The 17,585-nt window shown below is 69.5% G+C and carries 18 protein-coding genes and 1 pseudogene; 10 read left to right on the top strand and 9 right to left on the bottom strand.

Going from position 1 to position 17,585, the window contains the following annotated elements:
- Positions 1-62 precede the first annotated feature (62 nt).
- A complete protein-coding gene (locus OG448_RS28775) occupies positions 63-881 on the bottom strand; it encodes a TetR/AcrR family transcriptional regulator (protein WP_405558125.1) in 819 nt (272 codons plus the stop codon).
- 8 nt (positions 882-889) lie between these two features.
- Between OG448_RS28775 and OG448_RS28770 the strand changes: the two are divergent.
- Positions 890-1,426 (top strand): annotated as a pseudogene (locus OG448_RS28770) (AMP-binding enzyme); the annotation flags it as partial.
- A gap of 20 nt (positions 1,427-1,446) precedes the next feature.
- On the opposite strand, the gene OG448_RS28765 reads toward OG448_RS28770, so the two are convergent.
- Positions 1,447-2,100, bottom strand: coding sequence for a histidine phosphatase family protein (locus OG448_RS28765; RefSeq protein ID WP_405558124.1), 654 nt, complete (start codon positions 2,098-2,100; stop codon positions 1,447-1,449).
- Between the two features lie 30 nt (positions 2,101-2,130).
- On the bottom strand, positions 2,131-2,730 hold the full coding sequence (locus OG448_RS28760; RefSeq protein ID WP_405558122.1) for a TetR/AcrR family transcriptional regulator: 600 nt from the start codon (positions 2,728-2,730) through the stop codon (positions 2,131-2,133).
- A 65-nt stretch (positions 2,731-2,795) separates the two neighbouring features.
- On the opposite strand from OG448_RS28760, the gene OG448_RS28755 reads away from it, so the two are divergent.
- Positions 2,796-3,110, top strand: a complete 315-nt coding sequence (locus tag OG448_RS28755) for an AMP-binding protein (protein ID WP_405558120.1) — start codon at positions 2,796-2,798, stop codon at positions 3,108-3,110.
- A gap of 8 nt (positions 3,111-3,118) precedes the next feature.
- Here the strand turns inward: OG448_RS28755 and OG448_RS28750 are convergent, their stop codons facing one another.
- On the bottom strand, positions 3,119-3,745 hold the full coding sequence (locus OG448_RS28750) for a TetR/AcrR family transcriptional regulator (protein ID WP_405558119.1): 627 nt from the start codon (positions 3,743-3,745) through the stop codon (positions 3,119-3,121).
- Between the two features lie 373 nt (positions 3,746-4,118).
- On the opposite strand from OG448_RS28750, the gene OG448_RS28745 reads away from it, so the two are divergent.
- Both OG448_RS28745 and OG448_RS28740 read left to right on the top strand, forming a co-directional pair.
- Complete coding sequence (locus OG448_RS28745) at positions 4,119-5,006, top strand: MBL fold metallo-hydrolase (RefSeq protein WP_405558118.1); 888 nt, start codon at positions 4,119-4,121, stop codon at positions 5,004-5,006.
- A 643-nt stretch (positions 5,007-5,649) separates the two neighbouring features.
- Positions 5,650-6,411 (top strand): isocitrate lyase/phosphoenolpyruvate mutase family protein, encoded by a 762-nt coding sequence (locus tag OG448_RS28740; protein ID WP_405558116.1) that lies wholly within the window; start codon positions 5,650-5,652, stop codon positions 6,409-6,411.
- A gap of 101 nt (positions 6,412-6,512) precedes the next feature.
- On the opposite strand, the gene OG448_RS28735 is transcribed toward OG448_RS28740, so the two are convergent.
- Positions 6,513-8,957, bottom strand: a complete 2,445-nt coding sequence (locus OG448_RS28735; RefSeq protein WP_405558114.1) for a hypothetical protein — start codon at positions 8,955-8,957, stop codon at positions 6,513-6,515.
- A 184-nt stretch (positions 8,958-9,141) separates the two neighbouring features.
- Here OG448_RS28735 and OG448_RS28730 point away from each other — a divergent pair, with 184 nt between their 5' ends.
- Positions 9,142-9,663 carry a hypothetical protein gene (locus OG448_RS28730; protein ID WP_405558112.1) on the top strand — a complete coding sequence of 174 codons (522 nt, stop codon included), beginning with the start codon at positions 9,142-9,144 and terminating at the stop codon, positions 9,661-9,663.
- Between the two features lie 117 nt (positions 9,664-9,780).
- On the opposite strand, the gene OG448_RS28725 is transcribed toward OG448_RS28730, so the two are convergent.
- Positions 9,781-10,365: a GNAT family N-acetyltransferase gene (locus OG448_RS28725; protein ID WP_405558110.1), complete on the bottom strand. Its 585-nt coding sequence runs from the start codon at positions 10,363-10,365 to the stop codon at positions 9,781-9,783.
- Positions 10,366-10,549: 184 nt separating this feature from the next.
- Here OG448_RS28725 and OG448_RS28720 point away from each other — a divergent pair, with 184 nt between their 5' ends.
- Both OG448_RS28720 and OG448_RS28715 read left to right on the top strand, forming a co-directional pair.
- Positions 10,550-11,479, top strand: a complete 930-nt coding sequence (locus OG448_RS28720) for an ornithine cyclodeaminase family protein (protein WP_405558108.1) — start codon at positions 10,550-10,552, stop codon at positions 11,477-11,479.
- 10 nt (positions 11,480-11,489) lie between these two features.
- Entirely contained in the window at positions 11,490-11,870 is a 381-nt protein-coding gene (locus OG448_RS28715) for a hypothetical protein (RefSeq protein WP_405558106.1), read from the top strand.
- A gap of 219 nt (positions 11,871-12,089) precedes the next feature.
- Here the strand turns inward: OG448_RS28715 and OG448_RS28710 are convergent, their stop codons facing one another.
- A complete protein-coding gene (locus OG448_RS28710; protein ID WP_405558104.1) occupies positions 12,090-12,845 on the bottom strand; it encodes a helix-turn-helix domain-containing protein in 756 nt (251 codons plus the stop codon).
- Positions 12,846-13,077: 232 nt separating this feature from the next.
- Here OG448_RS28710 and OG448_RS28705 point away from each other — a divergent pair, with 232 nt between their 5' ends.
- The 3 genes from OG448_RS28705 to OG448_RS28695 all read left to right on the top strand — a co-directional run bounded on the left by OG448_RS28705 (position 13,078) and on the right by OG448_RS28695 (position 15,548).
- On the top strand, positions 13,078-13,743 hold the full coding sequence (locus OG448_RS28705) for a DUF4097 family beta strand repeat-containing protein (RefSeq protein WP_405558102.1): 666 nt from the start codon (positions 13,078-13,080) through the stop codon (positions 13,741-13,743).
- A 40-nt stretch (positions 13,744-13,783) separates the two neighbouring features.
- Positions 13,784-14,599, top strand: coding sequence for an alpha/beta fold hydrolase (locus tag OG448_RS28700; protein WP_405558100.1), 816 nt, complete (start codon positions 13,784-13,786; stop codon positions 14,597-14,599).
- Between the two features lie 196 nt (positions 14,600-14,795).
- The gene (locus OG448_RS28695) at positions 14,796-15,548 is read left to right on the top strand and encodes an MgtC/SapB family protein (RefSeq protein WP_405558099.1); all 753 of its coding nucleotides are present in this window, start codon (positions 14,796-14,798) and stop codon (positions 15,546-15,548) included.
- A gap of 142 nt (positions 15,549-15,690) precedes the next feature.
- On the opposite strand, the gene OG448_RS28690 is transcribed toward OG448_RS28695, so the two are convergent.
- Both OG448_RS28690 and OG448_RS28685 read right to left on the bottom strand, forming a co-directional pair.
- The gene (locus OG448_RS28690) at positions 15,691-16,629 is read right to left on the bottom strand and encodes an SDR family oxidoreductase (RefSeq protein WP_405558097.1); all 939 of its coding nucleotides are present in this window, start codon (positions 16,627-16,629) and stop codon (positions 15,691-15,693) included.
- Between the two features lie 92 nt (positions 16,630-16,721).
- On the bottom strand, positions 16,722-17,354 hold the full coding sequence (locus OG448_RS28685) for an NADPH-dependent F420 reductase (RefSeq protein ID WP_405558095.1): 633 nt from the start codon (positions 17,352-17,354) through the stop codon (positions 16,722-16,724).
- Positions 17,355-17,585: the final 231 nt, after the last annotated feature.

Here is a 17,585-nt window from a genome sequence, read left to right as displayed (position 1 = left end):
AGCGACGGACCGTGCGGGATGACCATGACGCTAAGTCGACATGTTCCCTGCCGGGGACCGTTCTAGGCCAGAGGGCGCCACCTGGCCGGACAGCGCCCTCCGAGTCGCGTACCGCGCCTAGCGCACGGCGACGTAATCCCCGCCGACGACTTGGCCCCGGCGGTGGAGTTCCCGTGGTACGTCCACCGCCACGTCCCCGGCACGGTCGCCTTCACCGTGGTCCGGAGCCCGCCCGTACTGTTCGACGTCGCCTTCTTGACCGTCTTGTACGCGGAGGCGCCCGCCGTCATCCGCGTCATGGCGCGGTACCGCTCGGCCAGTTCCTGCGGGGAGTGCTCGCCCGCGGCGCGGTACCACTGCGAGACGCCCGTGCGCATGGTGACGATCGCCCTGCTCGCCTCGCACGGGTACGGCGTCGCGAAGACCCACTGCGCCACACCGCCCTCGATGACGTGGTCCATCAACCGCTGCTGGCGGTCACGGGCGGCGATGTAGGTGGTGCGGGCCTCCCCCGTGAGGCTGCGGATCTCGCTGTAGGCGATGAACGCGAGGTCGCGCTGGTGGGCGTGGAACAGCACGAGGCACTCCACGAGCAGGTCGAACCTGCGCCGGACGTCGTCGCCGGCCTCCTCCAGCGCCGCGGTGCTGCGTCGCCACAGGTCTTCCATGGCGTGGGAGACGAGCGCGACGAGCAGCGCCTGCTTCGAGGCGTAGTGGTAGTACAGCCCCGGCACGGAGAGGCCGGCCCGGGAGGCGACGGTCCGGATCGTCGTCCCGTGGTAGCCGTGCTCCATGAAGCAGGCCAGGACGGTCTCGAGGATGGGCGGCAGGCCCCGGTCCGCGTATGTCCGCCACGCCGTCCCGGCATCGGTCTCGGTCACAGCACTCCCCTCACCTCACCGCGCGGGTGGTGGACCCCGAGGGCCGGCCGGTGCCGCACGGGGAGCAGGGCGAGCTGGAGCTGAGCGGGCCGCAGGTGGTGCCCGGTTACTGGGGGAAGCCCGAGGTCACCGAGCTGACGATGCCAAAGGGGCGGCTGCGCACCGGTGACGTCGCCGTCATCGACGAGCAGGGGTGGGTCTACCTCGTGGACCGGCTCAAGGACCAGATCAACGTGTCCGGCTACAAGGTCTGGCCGCGCGAGGTCGAGGACGCGCTGTACGAGCACCCCTCGGTGCTGGAGGCCGCCGTGGTCGGCCGGCCGGACGAGTACCGCGGCGAGACGGTGGGCGCCTACGTCTCCCTCAAGACGGGCCTGAGCGCCACGGAGGAGGAGCTGATCACCTTCTCCCGCGACCGGCTGGCCGCCTACAAGTGTCCCCGACAGGTCCTTTTCATCGCCGACCTGCCCAAGACCCAGACCGGCAAGATCCGCCGCGCCGAACTCCGCGAGGGCGGTCCCTCGACTCCGGCGGGAAGGGCCTAGTTCCACCGGCGTTCCGCGCCTCAGCGATAGGTGAGCAACTGGCGCCGGTCGCCGGTGAAATGGGCGTGCTCGTTGAAGGTCAGCAGGGTGGTCCCGGACGCTCCCACCACGAGGGTGGTGACGGAGGCGTTGACGGTCACCCGGTTGAGGGCGACGACTCCCTCGTGGGGCAGTGAGAGCAGCGTTCCGCACAGTGCGGCGAGAACGCCGCCCGAGGTGACGACGACCGCGTCCCGGCCCCGGCCGAGCGCGGCGGACAGTTCGGCCAGTCCGGCCGCGGCGCGCCCGGCGAACGCGGCCCAGGTCTCGCCGTCGGCGTCGGTCGCCGCGGGGTCCCGCATCCATGCCAGGAGGGCATGGTCGAGCAGGTCCTGCGTCGAGGAGGTCCGCTCGGGCGTGGGGGCGTAGCGGGCGATCAGGTCGAGGTGGTCGTACTCGTTCCAGCGCGCGTCCTGGTGGAGGGGCCGCTCGAATCCGGCCGCTTCCGCGAGGAGTTGAGCCGTGTCGCGCTGACGGGTCAGGGTGCCCGAGACGAGGTACGGGTCCCGCAGGCCCCGGCGGGCAAGTTCCCGGCCGACGGAGGCGGCCTGGACGCGGCCGGGCTCGGACAACACGTCGTAGTCGTCCGCCCCGGCGGAGGCTTGGCCGTGACGGACGAGGCAGATCAGTGGCATGGCGGAACTCCCGCCCCTTTCTGTCGATTCTCAGGCGCTTTGCGGGGTGAACCGCTCCATGACCTGTTCCAGACCGCTCACGAGCAGGTCGACCAGGTCGGCGTTGGTGACGACCTGGTCGGTGGCGCCGATGGCCATCTCCTCCGCCATGGCCAGCCAGCCCCGGACGGCGAGCCGGTGCAGCGGCGTGGGGTCGTGGACCCCCGCGGCGGCCAGCACCCGGTCGGTCAGGATGCGGCGGTTGTCCTCGAAGACCTCCAGCACGCGTTCGTCGCCGCCGGCCGCGGCCCGCACCACGGCCACGTAGTTGTCCTTGCGCCGCTGCACGAAGGACACGAAGCCGTCGACGATCCCGCGCACCCGCTCCCCCGGCGCGCCCTCTTCCGGCGCCCGGGCGTGCAGCAGCAATCGGTCCCCGCCGGCCCGCACGACCGCGACGTAGTAGTCCCGCTTGGTCGGAAAGTAGTGGAAGAGCAGCCCACGGGAGATGCCCGCCTCGGCGGCCACCTCGTCGATGGACATCTCATGGATGGGACGGGTGGTGAGCAGACGCAGCCCGATCCCGATGAGCTGCGCCCGGCGCTCTTCCGGCTTCAGCCGGGCACGGGGCGGTGCGGGCGGGGCGGTCATGGGCGCCGACCCTAGCTTGTTGAGCATTGCTCGACAAGGCGTGTTCTCCGGCGTTGGTGAGGAAGGTGACGTGGAACAGGGGTACGGCGGAGCGGATCTCCTTCCTGGTGACCGTACTCAAGGCGGCGTTCCCCAAGGCATCGCTGATGAACGGGTACGGCATGACGGAGACGGCCTCGCTGATCACGCTGCTGCCGGACCGGGACGCGGCCGAGCACGTCGACTCCGTCGGTTACCCGGTGCCCGCGGTCGACCTGGGTGACTTCAAGGTCCCGCAGTACGTCAGCGTGGCCGGCGAGCCGTTGCCGCGCAACGCCGGGGGCGAACTGCTGAAGAAGCAGCTCCGCGAGCGGGTCGCGTGGGGTGCCCCGCTGCGCTGACCGCCGGGCTACGCCTCCTCAGGGGCGTAGGTCCGGAAGTAGGCGGTGAGCATGCGGCGCCCCTCGTCGATCGTGACGTCGTCGCCGTTCGGAGAACGCCGGAACGCGATGTCGAAGAACCGGTTGGCGACCTCGAAGGCGATCTGCGGGACGTGGCGCGGGGTGTCGGCGGCGATGAGGTTCCGCTCGACCAGGAGGAGCCAGAGCCGCTCCGCCTGGGCTGCGTCGAAGCCGCGGACCAGTGCGTCCAGGGTCTCGTTGCGCCCCGCGAACCACAGCTCGGTGCAGCTCCGGTGGCTCCGGAAGTAGGCTAGTACGGCGTCGATCAGGGCGTCCGCGATGCCGTCGAGCGTGCACGGCTCGGGGTTCTCCAGTACGCCGCTCAGGATGGCTTCGAGCTGCCGCACGTGGTGCTGGAGCAGCTCGGCGTCGACCTGATGGCGGTCCGGGAAGTAGTGGTACATCGACGCGGTCGGAATGCCCGCACGCTCGCCGATCGCCTTGAGCGTGGCCGCCTCGTAGCCCTGTTCCGCGAGCAACGCCTCGGCCGCGTCGAGGATGGCGCGCCTGCGCTCCACACCGCGCCGCTGGACGACGGGGGGCCGGGTGGAAGTCGTCGAATCCTTGTCGAACACGACTCGGGATCATATCAGCGGAGTGCTCGGCGGTTGAGGTTGGCAGCCCACGGACGACCCATAAACTCGACTTTGATTCGACTTTGGACAGCGCCATGCGATCGCCCTGGCGGGTGGCCCGCCGCAGTCCGGCAGTCAGCACCACCCAGTCCGCCACGACGGCGGCGGGGAGGCGCCATGACCCACCAGACCCACGGCTCGCCGCCGACCGCCGACGTCGGCGCGGCGCGCTGACGCCCACCGCCGCCTCCTCCTTCCCCCGCCGGGGCTCAGGCTGAGCTGAGCGCACCGTCATCGCCGTCGCGGGGCACTGCTACGGTTTCGACTGCGGTTCGATTTCAGGTGCGTGAGCTGAAGGGTGGGGTGGCCGCACATGGGCGGGGAGTACACCGAGGAGACCTACGGCGAGGTCACGGTGCTCGTCGGGGCTCAGCGGGGCGCGTATCCGTACGCCAACTCGCTTCTTGTACGGGGTGCGGACGCCACTCTGGTCGTGGACCCCTCGCTGTCGCTCGTCAACGGCGCGCCGCCCGCCGATGTGGTCCTGGTGAGCCATGCGCACGAGGACCACATCGCGGGGCTGGGCAGCTACGACGTGCCGGTCCACATCCACCGGAGCGACCTAGGCCCGCTGCGGTCCCGCGAGGTCATGGTCGCCGGGTTCGGCTACCAGCCCGAGGCGGCCGACGCAGCCGACCGGATGCTGCGCGACGACTTCCACGTGACGGGACGCCCGGACGCGCTCGGTTTCGCCGACGGCACCGTCTTCGACCTCGGCGGCCGCACGGTCACCGTGGTCCACCTCCCCGGTCACACGCCGGGCCACAGCGGCTTCCTGATCGAGCCGGACGGCTTCCTGTTCGTCGCGGACATCGACCTCACCTCGTTCGGCCCGTTCTACGGCGACGCCCGCAGCGATCTCACGGACTTCGAGGCATCCATGCGCCGGTGCGCGGACATCGACGCCCGCTGGTACGGCACCGCCCACCAGAAGGGCGTCATCGAAGGCGCCCCGGAATTCCGGCGCGGGCTCGCCGAGTTCGCGGAGGTGGTCGAACGGCGGGAGGCCGCACTGCTGACCTTCCTCACCGAGCCGAGGACCGTCCCGCAAATCGCCGAGCACCGCCTTGTGTACCGGCCACATGTGGCGGGACCACACGTGGACCCGGTGGAACGCCGTACAGCGACACATCACTTGGCCCGACTGGCAGCCAAGGGCCTGGTGACGGAGACCGAGCCGGGGTTGTACCGGACGACTTGAGGGCACGACACCGACAGCCCCCCCGGTCAGCGTCTGGTTACCTCCGCGCGGGAGCGCGAAGTTGGGCACCTTCGCCGGATCAGCCAGCGCGACTCCGATCGACGCCACAAGCTGGGTGGCCGCCGTTTCCCCGGGCTCACACCCCATCCACTGCCCCGACCACGACCTGACGATCTCGCGGGTCAATTCGGAGCGCACACCGCGCAGAAGATCCGACGCGAGCCGCCGGTCGAGCCTGGCACGCACCCTCTTCGCGATCCCACTGTCCGGCTCCAGGAACGGCACGGCCGAGACGATGCGGGCGCCGACCAGCGCCATGCCGACCCGGTCCAGGAGGCTCATCCGGGCACGGAACATGAGCGAGAACAGCTTGGACGTGTCGACCAGCCCGCCGTTGAGAGCCAACGCCACGCTCTTGTCGGTCAACGAGCCCATCTCGATGCCATGGTGATGGAGAGCGTCGATCAGCGGCCCGGTTCCCTCGGTGAACTGCGTCCCGACGTTGATCCAGTAATCGGCCCCTACGTACCGTCTCGACGCGTCCGCCCGCCCGTTCCGACGCCCGAGACCACCCCCTCCCCACCGAACGACCCGCGCCCAGGCGACCCGTTGTTCACACCGATCCGGGGGTAGCGTCCTCGACATGGACCTACACACCACCGTTGAGCGCGCCCAACGACTCAAGAAGCTGCACGCCGAGTACAAGCCGCTCGTGCTGCCGACCGTCTGGGACGTCTGGTCCGCGCGGACGGCGGCCGACGCCGGCTTCCCCGCGCTGACGATCGGCAGCCATCCGCTCGCCGACTCCCGAGGCGCCGAGGACCACGAGGGGCAGACCTTCGAGGAGGTGCTCGCCGCCGTCAGGCCGATCATCGCGGCGGTCGACGTCCCCGTGTCGGTGGACCTGGAGGCCGGGTACGGGCAGGAGCCCGCGGACCTCATCGCAGGACTCGTCGAGGTCGGCGGCGTCGGCCTCAACCTCGAGGACACCGTCCACTCGGACGGCGGACGCGTGCGGGACACGCAGGAGCACGCGAACTACATCGCCGGCCTCCGCGCGGCGGCCGACAAGGCGGGGGTTCCGGTCTGGGTCAACGGCCGCACCGACCTCTTCCTGCACGCGGAGGACCCCGGCGCCGTCCTCGACGAGGCGATCGAGCGCCTGCGGGCCATGGAGCAGGCCGGAGCCGACAGCGTCTACCCGGTCCGCATCCAGGACGACGACGACCTGCTCACGGCGGTGACCAGCGCCGTCTCCATCCCCGTGAACTCCACCGCCCACCCCGTCAAGCACGATCTCGACCGCTTCCGCCGCCTCGGCGTCGGCCGTGTCACCTACGGCCCGCTGCTGCAACTCGCGCTGACGGACACGATGAAGGACATGCTCAAGCCCTGGGCACCGTAGGACAGTCCTGCCCGACGTGGCGGACTGGTTCACTGCGGCAGCACGTGTCCCGGCCCCGCATCCGAGGTGGATGCGGGGCCGGGGTTCTTGCCGTGTGCCGGTTACTCCCGGCCGGCCCTGCGGCGCTTGGCCCAGAGCAGGCCGAGTCCGGCCGCGAGGAGTGCGGCGGCGAGCCCGGCGACGGTGAGCACCTGGGTTCCGGTGGCGGCGAGACCGCCGCCACTGTTGCCGTCCGAGGGCGGGGTGGCCGGTGGCGTGAGACCGCCGGCCGGGGTGGAGGGACTCGGCGACGGGGTGTGGTTCGCCGGAGGCGTGCTGCTGTGGTCCGTCGGAGACGTGGTGGGCCGATGGGTCGGCTCGGACGAATGCGTCGGAGTGGGTGTCGACCCGCCTCCGCCACCGGCGGACGCGCTGCCGCCGCCGAGGAGGGCCAGCGCCGGGTTGTCGGCGCTTTCCGTCTGCCCCTCGGTGGCGATCTTCGTCGTCTTCTCCAGGTTCGGGTGCTGGGCCTTGAACTCCACCCGGCTGATGTTCTGCTTGGGCGCCTTGCCGAAGTCGACGCCTCCCATGACGCACATCTTCTGCTGGCCGCCCACCTCGCAGGGCAGGGAGTAGTCGCCCTTGGTGAAGGACTTCATGTAGTCGTCCCAGGTCTGCTTGGGCGTCCACGTCCGGTTGGGCGAACGTACGGGCCAGCGGGAGATGTCACCGCTGTTGATGACCGAGTGGTAGTCGCCGGCCTGCTCCGCGTCGCTCTGGCGGACGTACTCGGCGGCCACGCGGGCGCTGTAGACACGGCGCAGGTCGGCGTAGTCGGCGGAGGTGTTCACCTTCTTCTCGACGCCCGGGATGATGTACTGCTTGAGCAGGCCGTTGGCGGTGTCGCGCTGTGCCTCGGTCAGCTTGCAGTCGTTGCCGTTGGGGTCGGGGGTCTCACGGTCGATGTGGTCGACGTTGACCTTCAGCGGGGTGTCGAGGATGTAGAGGCCGCCGTCGTCGGCGCGGACCTTGGCCGTCTTCGGCGTGATCCACAGCCGGATGGTGTCGCCGCAGGGGATGTTGGCGGCGCGCATGGCCTCGGCGTACTGCTTGCCCGGGTCCTTGCGGTAGTCGACGTCCTTGGCGTAGTCGTGCTTCATCTGGAGGTCGGCCTGGAGCAGGACACGGCCGGCGTCGGTCCTGCCGAAGGTCTTGTCCATGATCTTGTCGGGCTGGTCGGGGTTCAGGTTGACCCAGAACTTGTCCGGCGTGAGCGCGAGCCAGGTGAAGAAGGAGTCGGAGATGAGCTGGGCCTTGGCCTTGCCGCCCCAGCCCTTGTCCTCGGTCTCGTCCCGCACCTTGTCGGCGGAGAAGGCGTACGGCAGTCCCTTGCCCTTGACCGGCTTGCCGACGTAGGCGAGGTCGAGGGTGGAGAAGTCCACGCCGCCGGGGCCGCGGACGCCGAAGCGCGCGGGGCCGCTGCCGCCGAGGCGGCGGATGCGGTCGGCCATCTCCTTCGGTGTCTCCGGGGACTGGCCGATGGTGCGTGAGGCCGCCCCGCCCAGACGGTTGTTGCCGTTCGCGGCGAAGTTCGGGTCCGGCCTGGTGGAGCCGGAGACGTTCTTGTAGCTGACGGACTTGTACTTGGGGACGTCCGTGGAGAGGTGCTCGTAGGCGCGTACCCGGGGCTGTCCGTCGGTCCCCTTGTACTGCTCGGCCATTCTGCCCAGGTACTTGGTGGTGGCCGAGTCCTTGGACTGGCCGTTGACGTAGGAGATGCGGCCGTTCCTGGCCAGCTCGCCGTTCTGGAAGCGCGGGTCCTCCAGGAATCTCCTGTTCGCCAGGTCCTGGCCGGTGTCGCGGCCGGGCCCGGCCTTGAACTCCAGGAACTGTCCGGTCTTGTAGTTCACGGCGTCGAACTTGCGCACGAGCGGCTTCTGGCCGCCCTTGCCATCACTGACCATGACGGGCTTGCCGTTCTTGTCCTTGATGGCGATCTCTTCCTGGCAGAGCCAGTCCTCGCCGACCAGGCCGAGATCGTTGATCACCTTCGTCTCGAAGGCCGCGCCACGCTTGTTGTTGTTGTGCGGCATGATGTAGCCGCCCTCGAGCCAGTCCGCGAACGTCTTGTACTTCGGGTTGCCGTTGTTCAGATAGCTCTTGTACCGGGCGAAGACACGCTCCTCACTGTTCTCCGGGTAGGAGGTGTAGGGCTTGTCGAACTTCGCGAGGAACTTGGCGCGTTGCGCCGCCTGCTCGTCGGTGGGGTTCTCGGCGTCTCCGGGCAGCGTGAGTCCGTCGAAGCTCTGCCGGGGCGCGTCGTAGGTGTAGGAGTCCCGGTCACTCGGGGCACGGACCTGGAGGCCGCGGTCCCACGGCAGGTTGTTGGTGCCCGGCCGGGTACTGGTGACGCCCGGGAGGCTGTCGCAGCGCTTCCCCTTGGCCGCGTACGCGAGGTCGTCGTGCAGACCCGGCAGGCCGGTCAGCGTCAGAACGCCTGCCGCGGTTAACGCGAGCGCGGCACGCGGCCACACCCGGCGGCGCGACACCGTTATCACTTGAGTCACGAGGGTTCTCCGAACGGGAGCCCTGCGAATACGGGTTCACGGTCGGCGCCAGGGCCCCCGTGACTGTGGCGCCGATTTCCTCACTCTAGCCACCGCGTCGCGTTGCATGTCTGCGTCAACTCCCGCCGCACACAGGATCGTTACATCCGGTCGTACGGGTCGTACGGGTCGTAGAGTCATGGTCATGCGCAGCATCGACGACCCCGCCTGGCACCACAACCCGCGCCTGAACGCATGGCTGGAAGCGGCGCGCACCGCCTTCGACTCCCTGGCCGCCGAGAGCGGCGGCGAGTGGGACTACTCCCCCGCGTCGCTCGACCGCCTCGAACGGCTCCTGCTCTCCCGCTACGGCACCTGGGAGGACATCTACCACCATCAGGACGACCCCGTCCTGATGGCCGCCGCCTGGTACCTGGGCGAGATCGCCGTCCGCCATCACGGTGCCCTCTGGGCCTGGTCCCCCGACGGCCCCCACCCGGGCGAGGACTGGCCCGGCTCCCCCCGCCTCACCTACCCGCGTGACGCCCTGACGGCTTCTGAGACGGACGCACTGGCCGCCGACGAGGAAGCGGGCGAAGACCCGTTGCCCACGGTCGTCCCCCTCTCCCACGTCGGTTCCCTGTACGCCGAGGGGGAGCACCATCTCTCCACCATGCTGGAGCACTTCACGGCGTTCGAACAGTGGCGGGACGGGGTGTCCGGCTGATCCCTCTCGGGCCGGCACACCGGGGCACCGCGTGATGGGGTCCGCAGGGCCGGTCCGTCCGGCAGAGCCCGCGACTCACCCGCGTCAGCCTGGACGCGGCCTCTGCCGGTGACGGACTCAGCGCCGCTCTTCGCGGGCTGGGGTCGGCACGGCCGCCGGCCGCCACTCTCGCCTGATCAACCCGAACACCCAGGAGTCGGATACCTCGCCGTTCACGACGCAGTCCTCCCGCAACGTCCCTTCACGCATGAATCCGATCTTCTCCAGGACCCGGGCGGATGCCACGTTGCGCGTATCGGTCTCGGCCTGGACTCGATTCAGGTCCAGGGTGTCGAATCCCCACCGCAACAAGGCGCGCGCGGCCTCCGTCGCGTAGCCATGTCCCCACATCGCTTCGGCGAGGACGTAGCCCAACGACGCGCTGCGGTAGTCCGGATTCCATCCCGACAGACCGCACCAGCCGACGAAGGCCCCGTCAGAAGCGCGTTCGACGGCCACCCGGGCCCCGGTGCCCTCGTCCGCCATCTTCCCGCACATGTCGATGAAGCGTTGGGCGCGGGCCCGGTCCCCCCACGGCGGGGAGTCCCAGTAGCGCATCACGAAGGTGCTGCTGTGAAGGGCGAAGAGCACGTCCGCGTCGGCGTCGGTGAAGGGGCGCAGCCGCAGGCGAGCGGTGTGCAGCATGGGGGTGGCCAAAGTCATGCGCCCCATCCTGTGTCCTCATGCGGCGGGCAGAACACCGAATATCCGGGCCAAGGTCGCTCGCCTCGGTCATCGGTCGTCGGTCACGCGACGGACCCGGCCTACGGCTGCGGACGGAGGTCTCGGCGGAGTCACCCTTGGCAGACTGACCTCTTCTGCCGTCCGAGGTGAACGGGGTACGCCTGTGCCTGTCCGACTGTTCGACGACAACGACGTCCGTGCCCGGCTCGATGCCAGGACGGCCGTCCGGGCCATGCGGACGGCAATCCTGGCGCACCACGAAGGCACCGTGCAGGCTCCCCCGCGTGTGCGCGCCGATCTTGGCGGCGGGCATCTGGTCTTCACGGCCGGGCATCTGCGCGAGCAGGGACTGTTCGGCTTCCGGGCGTACGACACCCTTGTCGGCGCGGAGCAGTTGGTGGCCGTATGGGATGCCCGGGACGGTGAGCTGGCCGCACTGGTGCATGGTGCGGAGCTCGGCGCACGGCGGACCGGCGCCATCGGCGCTGTCGCCATGGAGGTGGCGGCCAGACCCGGCCCCGTCCGCGTGGGCATCGTGGGCGCGGGTGCGCAGGCGTGGGCTCAGCTATGGGCCATGCTCGCGGTACGGGCAGTCGAGGAGGTCCTGGTCGCGGCTCGTCGTCCCGAACGTGCCAAAGCTTTCGCCCACAGAGCCGCCCATGAGCTGGGAGTCAGGACGCGCGCGGCAGAAACGGTCGAGGACGCCGTACGCGATCGGGATGTGGTAATCGTGGCCACGAACAGTGCGGTGCCGGTCCTCGACGCCGGCTGGATCGCCCCCGGGACGCATGTGAACACCATCGGCCCCAAGACTGTCTCCCGGCATGAAGTGCCCGCCGCCCTGGCCCACCACGCCTCGGTGGTCCTCACCGACTCCCACGCCCAAGCGGCTGGTTACCCCGAACCGCACATCTTCGCCGTCGACGCCATGGTCGACCTCGGTGCTGTCCTCGCCGGGGCGGTGGATGTCCGTACCGGCCCCGATCAGATCACGGTGTTCAGTTCCGTCGGTCTGGCCGGGACCGAAGTCGCCCTCGCCGCCGCACTAGTGTGTCGTCCGCCCCGCCCGTCCAGTGCTGTCGTGACTGCGTAGGTACGTCGAAATGATCACACGAACCGTCAAGCGAGCAGCCACCCTTGTCGTTGCCGCGGCCCTGATGAGCGGTTGTTCGTCGGACGATCCGGCGCAGGCCAAGGAGTGGCAACAGGATTACTGCGCCAAGCTGGGGTCCTGGCAGGACATGGCGCACGCCACGACCAGCGGCGAGAGCGCCGGGTCTCCCGACCTCGGCGACACCGAATCAGCAAGGCACGCGGTCATCGATGCGGCGAAAAGGCTTGACCGGGCCAGCCTGGAACACGGTGGCACCCACATCCTCGATGACACCGCCGACGCGGTCGGCGGCGACATCGGGGCCGAGGCTCGCGCGGTGTCCTACTGCGACGACTCAGGCTTCGAGACCTTGGTCAGGTCGGCCGGCTAGGCACGGTCGACGCTCCACTCGGTGCTACGACGCCGCCGGCGACCAGCGGAAGGGGCAGGCGGCCCCGCTCCGGGCCGGGCTTGCCGGAGCGAGGCGCCGGGAACTCACGGGCGGGACGCGATGGTCAGCCCGTGCACGCCTCCCGCTCGGACAACTGCGTAGGAGGCACAACCAGAGCCATCCCAGGGAGACTTGGCTGGTGGACCACCGGACGCCTCGCTACCCCTGGTCCGGATTCGGCCGGGTCGTGTCCCGCGTGGTCGCTTCGGGTTTGGTGTGGAGGACTTCGCGGGCCTGTTCGGCGGCGCGGGTGATGCTTTCGCTGATGAAGTCGAGGAAGCGGGCGATGTTCTCCAGGCGGGTGGCGGCGGGGGTGTGGGGGCCGAGGACGGCGACGCCCCGGCGTGCTGTCTCGACCAGCCGGTCGTTGGCCCGGGCGCTGGCGATCGTCGCCTGGTAGAAGAGTTCGTTGTCGACGACGTAGCGGTCGCGGCGGCGTTCGTCGCGTTCCCTGCGGACCAGGCTCTGGCTCTCCAGGAAGGCGATCGCCTTGGAGATGGACGCCGGGCTGACCTGGAGCCGCTGGGCGAGCTGCGACGCGGTCAGGCTGCCGGCGTCGGTGGTGAACAGGCACGTCAGTACGCGTGCCGACATCTTGGTGAGGCCCGAGGCCATGAGGACGGTGGCGAACGTCTCCTCGTACTCCGCCATGGCCTCGGCGTCACGTCCGTGCGGCTGCGGGGCCGACTCCGACCCCTGCGAGGCGGGAGACCTGCGCCGGTGGGCACGGCGTTCGGTGGCGCGGTGAGCCAGGTCGGCGCGGTAGGCGGTGGGGCCGCCGTTGCGCATCACCTCGCGCGTGACCGTCGAGGTCGGACGGTCGAGGCGGCGGGCGATCTCGGCGTAGGGGAGGCTGTCGGCCAGCCCCAGCGCGATCTGCTGGCGCTCCTGGTGGGTGAGCCTGCCTCCCGGCATCGCTGTCTCCTCAATGATCCCTCGTGCGGTCCCTGGCCCCACAGTAGCGTTCACTTGTGACTCATTGCAATGACGGCGAGCATCGCCGTTGCATTGTAATCAGAACCATTGCAACGAATTACCGGCCTCTACCTGCACTGACCCCTCGACTATGCAACAAGGATATTGCCCGATCCTTGAACGCAACGTAGCGTTTTCGATGTCAGAAACAACGAGCACTCGGGAGAAGACGATGCAGAAGTTCGACACCCCGGCCCCCGTCTCCGCCGTCCTGGAGATCCCCGCCGGACGCGTCCAGTTCATCGCGGCGGACCGCGCCGACACCACCGTCGAGGTCCTGCCCACCGACCCCGCCAAGAGCCGGGACATCAAGGCCGCCGAGCAGACCTCCGTCGCCTACGCCGACGGTGTCCTGCGGATCTCGGCCCCGGCGCCGGACAGCAAGCTCTTCGGTCCCTCCGGGTCCCTGGAGGTCACCGTCCGGCTCCCCGCCGGCTCCCGCGTCGAGGGCAGGGCCGCGGGCGCCGAACTCCGCGGCGTCGGACGCCTGGGCGACGTCGCCTTCGAAGGCGCGTACCGCCACATCAAGATCGACGAGGCCGCCGGCGTCCGCCTCACCGCGATCGACGGCGACGTCGAGGTCGGCCGCCTGGGCGGCCCCGCGGAGATCAGCACCACGCGAGGCGACATCCGCATCGCCGAGGCCCTGCGCGGCACGGTCGTGCTCCGTACCCAGTCGGGCGACATCGCGGTCGGCGCGGCCGCAGGCGTCTCGGCCGCCCTGGACGCCCGCACCGACCACGGGCGCGTCAGCAGCGCCCTCAAGAACGACGGCACCACCGCACTCGAGATCCGCGCCACCACCTCCCGGGGCGACATCACCGCCCGCAGCCTCTGACGGACCAGAGCCAGGACTTTCCAGCGACCAGGGGGAACACATGACGAAGAACGGCACTTCCGCGAACGGTTCGACGTGGACCGGCATGGTGCAGGTCGAGGACACGGCCCTGGCCGTCACCGACACCGGCGGCCCCGGCATCCCGGTGCTCTACCTCAACGGCCAGTTCGCCACGCAGGGGTACTGGCGACGGGTCATCGCCGGACTGGGTTCGGAATGGCGGCACATCACCTACGACGAGCGGGCCCGCGGCAGATCGAAGCGTTCGGCGGACTACTCCTTCGAGGCAGCCGTCCGGGACGTCGACGCCGTCCTCGCGGCCAGGGGGGTGGACCGGGCACTGGTGGTGGGCTGGTCCTACGGGGCGGTCGTCGGGGCGCACTGGGCCGGCCGCAATCCGGAGCGTGCCCTGGGCGCGGTCCTGGTCGACGGCGCCTTCCCCTACGACTGGCTCGACGAGGCCATGGAACAGCGGATCCGCAAGCTGTTCCGCCGACTGAGCTGGTTCCTGCCGCTGCTGCGCCCGACCGGCCTGGCCCCACGGATGACCGCCGCACAGCAGGCGGACAGCAACATCGAGCTCGGCAGGCTGTCCCGCGAGCGCGAGCTGGGCCCGGTGCTGGACGGCATCACCGTCCCGGTGCGGTACGTGGTCGCTTCGGGGACGTCGTTCGGAAGCCGCGGTGACGAGCAGGAACGCATCCGCGCCGGCCTCGACGCGGTGACCGCGCGCAACCCGAACATCCGGATCGGCGCGAAGGTCGCCAGCAACCACGGCGCGCTCCTCAAGAAGGACTTCCCGGCCATCGCCGAGGCCGTACTCGAGGTCGCCGCCTCCACGCGGGGAGAGCGCTGACCGGAGCCGACCACCAGGCATCCGCCGGGACCGGCATGCTGCTGTCCTTCCCGCAATCCCTATCAGGCTGGTCAAGAACATGCCCGCTCCGTGGAGGTGCGGCCCCAGGTGGATCTGCCGTGCCAGGGTGGCACGGGTGCGGCCTTTTCGAGGGCCGGGCGCGTCGGATGGCCGGACGGACTGTGATGGAGAGACCGTGCACTGGAGTGCGTCGCTTCTGTGGAACCCGAGCACCGGCCAAGGGCTGCGGCAGCTCGCCGAGCTCGGCCTGGCCCTGGTGCTGTCGACGGTGATCGGTCTGGAGCGGGCGTTTCAGCAGAAAAGCGCCGGCCTGCGCACCCACGCGCTGGTGGGGCTGGGGGCGGCGCTGTTCATGGAGGTCTCGCAGCACGGCTTCGACAACGTGCTCGGTCTGTCGCACGTCGACCTGGACCCGTCCCGGGTAGCGGCGCAGATCGTCTCGGGCATCGGTTTCATCGGAGGCGGGCTGATCTTCGTACGACGGGACATCGTGCGCGGGCTGACCACGGCCGCGACGGTCTGGCTGACGGCGGCCGTCGGCATGGCGTGCGGTGGCGGGCTCTGGCTCCTGGCCCTGGCCGTGACCGGGGCCTACCTCCTCATCGTGCGCGGCTACCCCCTGCTCACCCGTCGCGTCCCGGCCATTTCCACCGTAGAGGAGACCGATCTACGCCTGTCCTACCTGCCAGGACGCGGGGTTCTCTCCCGCGTCCTGGAACGCTGCACGGCGGAGGGCTTCCTCGTGGTGAATGTTCGGGTCGATCGCACGGAGCGGGACGGCGGCGGGGAAGCCGGGCTGGCGACAGGCAACACCCAGGTGGACCTGTCCATCGAGGGCACCGGCGACGTATACCAACTCATGGCGCAGCTGGCCGAACTCGACGGAGTCGTCGGCCTGTCGGGCCCCGACACCGAAGACACCTACTGAACGGTCATGCCTGGCGCCCGGCCCCGACGGCGCGTCGCGCGACGGTCCTGCCGATGAATCCCGCAGTCGTCATTGGCTCAACGTCCTCCAGATAAACCGAACTTGCCGGTTTCCGGACGCGTTTCGGTCCCGGTTCCCGCCGTCAGCCGGTGCGGAAATAGTGGCCGTTGTCCATATCGGCGAGCAAACCGGGCTGGGCGGGTTCCCAACCGAGGGTCCGGCGGGTGATGAGGTTGGAGGCGGGGTAGCTCTGCGTGACGATGTTCGTGAGGAAGCCGAAGTAGCCCGGCGTCATCAGGGCATCGTCGGGAACGCTCACGGCGGGCAGGCCCAGACGGCCGGCGAGGGCCTCGGCGATCTCGCGGAACGGGATGCCCTCGTCCGCAACCGCGTGCCAGTATCTGCCGGCTGACCCCTTTTCCAGCGCCAGGCGGAACAAGGTGGCGGCATCGCGGATGTGCACGGCGTTCCACAGGTTCGCGCCGTCGCCGTGGTAGCCGACGAACCCCTTTTCCTTCGCGAGCGCGATCAGTGTGGGGAGGAAGCCGGCACGATCGGTCGTGCTGTGCGCGATGGTGGCGATCCGCACGACCGAAGACCGCACCCCCTGCTCGGCGAGGTCGACTACGGCCCTTTCCACGACGTTACGGATTCGCAGGGTGCCTTTGTGCTCATCGCCGGCCGGTAGGGCCGGGTCCTCCTCGGTGGCCGGCCGTCCCAGGTGCTGCCCGGGTGAGCCAATGCTCCCCGCCGTGACCAGCGGCTTTCCGGTTCCTGCCAGTGCCTCGCCGTATGCGAGCATGATCGGGAGCTCCGCGGCGGCCACGGCGTTCATCCCACCGGAGGGCAACAGATCCTGCCTGTGGGCCACGTGGATGACGCCATCGGAACCCGAGGCTGCCTCCTTGAGCCCGTCGAGATCCTGAAGGTCGCCGCGACGCACCTTCGCGCCGAGCGCGGACAGGGCCGCCGCGGCCGCGTCCGACCGGGCCAGGCCGGTGACCTCGTGTCCGGCGGCAATGAGCTCGGGGATGATGTACGAACCGGAATGGCCGGTCCCCCCAGCGACGAATACGCGCATCTGATTGTCCTTATGAGGGTAGGTGCAGAGTCTTTTCGTGCCGCGAGTGAACTGGCGTAACGCGGCACTAAAGGTAGGGGTAAAGGGTGTGCTCAGCCGAGAAGGGTGATACCGAGGGAGAAATTGGTGTGATTGACGGAGTGGTTCATGAGGCCCAGCTCCAGCAGGCCGACATTCTCCAGTGCCCGCGCCATGACCAGTTCCCCGATGTCCCAGGGGCGCAGCCCCAGGCTCTCGACGAACGCCGACACGCGTGCCTTGGCCTGCGCGTCGTCACCGGCGACGAACACGTCCAGAGGACGATCCTCGGCCGGGTCGGCCGCGAGAACGTGCGAGAACACCGTGTTGAAGGCCTTGACGACATACGCGTCGTCAGGAGCCGCCTTGGCGATCTCCTGTGCGCCAGAACTGTCGTCGGGGACGACGAAACCCCGCAGGTCGGGGGCTACGGGGTTGGTGATGTCGACGATGGTCTTGCCGCGCAATGCGTCCCCGTACTCCCTCACCACCGCCGCCGCGCCGGCGTACGGCACGGCGAGGACAACGATGTCCCCGGTCGGGGCGGTGCCGGCCGTCCCGACCGTGGCACCACCGAGCGCGGCGGCCAATTCCATGGCCCTGGCCTGGTCGCGGCCGATGATCTCGACGGCGTCACCGCCGGCGAGCGCCCGGCCGGCCAAAGCACGGGCCATGTTCCCCAGGCCGACAATGCTGACGCTGCTCATGGAGTTCCTGCTTTCTGGAGCTGGACAGGACGTCATGCCCACCCCGTCGTTGTCAACGGTTGTGTCGTCGACGCCGCCGAATGACGCGATGGACGCGTTCAATTCCCGATGTGCTCATTCTGGGCCTGCGCCCTCCGATGCCGAATTCTTGTGCCGAATTCGCTCGGACCATTAGGTACCTATTCAGGTTGCCATTGGCCTGAGTGGGCGTCCAATACCTCTTTCAGCCCT

The organism is Streptomyces sp. NBC_01171, from assembly GCF_045039805.1.
GTDB lineage: Bacteria > Actinomycetota > Actinomycetes > Streptomycetales > Streptomycetaceae > Streptomyces.
The sequence above is the reverse complement of the archived record's forward strand: the minus strand, read 5'-3'. Positions and strand labels throughout refer to the sequence as shown.

Excerpts from the sequence above, each read along its gene's own strand:
- OG448_RS28740 (WP_405558116.1), top strand. The coding sequence starts at position 5,650 with ATGGACCTACACACCACCGTTGAGCGCGCCCAACGACTCAAGAAGCTG.
- OG448_RS28690 (WP_405558097.1), bottom strand. The coding sequence starts at position 16,629 with ATGCGCGTATTCGTCGCTGGGGGGACCGGCCATTCCGGTTCGTACATC.
- OG448_RS28685 (WP_405558095.1), bottom strand. The coding sequence starts at position 17,354 with ATGAGCAGCGTCAGCATTGTCGGCCTGGGGAACATGGCCCGTGCTTTG.
- OG448_RS28705 (WP_405558102.1), top strand. The coding sequence starts at position 13,078 with ATGCAGAAGTTCGACACCCCGGCCCCCGTCTCCGCCGTCCTGGAGATC.
- OG448_RS28765 (WP_405558124.1), bottom strand. The coding sequence starts at position 2,100 with ATGCCACTGATCTGCCTCGTCCGTCACGGCCAAGCCTCCGCCGGGGCG.
- OG448_RS28730 (WP_405558112.1), top strand. The coding sequence starts at position 9,142 with ATGCGCAGCATCGACGACCCCGCCTGGCACCACAACCCGCGCCTGAAC.
- OG448_RS28760 (WP_405558122.1), bottom strand. The coding sequence starts at position 2,730 with ATGACCGCCCCGCCCGCACCGCCCCGTGCCCGGCTGAAGCCGGAAGAG.
- OG448_RS28715 (WP_405558106.1), top strand. The coding sequence starts at position 11,490 with ATGATCACACGAACCGTCAAGCGAGCAGCCACCCTTGTCGTTGCCGCG.
- OG448_RS28700 (WP_405558100.1), top strand. The coding sequence starts at position 13,784 with ATGACGAAGAACGGCACTTCCGCGAACGGTTCGACGTGGACCGGCATG.
- OG448_RS28710 (WP_405558104.1), bottom strand. The coding sequence starts at position 12,845 with ATGCCGGGAGGCAGGCTCACCCACCAGGAGCGCCAGCAGATCGCGCTG.
- OG448_RS28745 (WP_405558118.1), top strand. The coding sequence starts at position 4,119 with ATGGGCGGGGAGTACACCGAGGAGACCTACGGCGAGGTCACGGTGCTC.
- OG448_RS28725 (WP_405558110.1), bottom strand. The coding sequence starts at position 10,365 with ATGACTTTGGCCACCCCCATGCTGCACACCGCTCGCCTGCGGCTGCGC.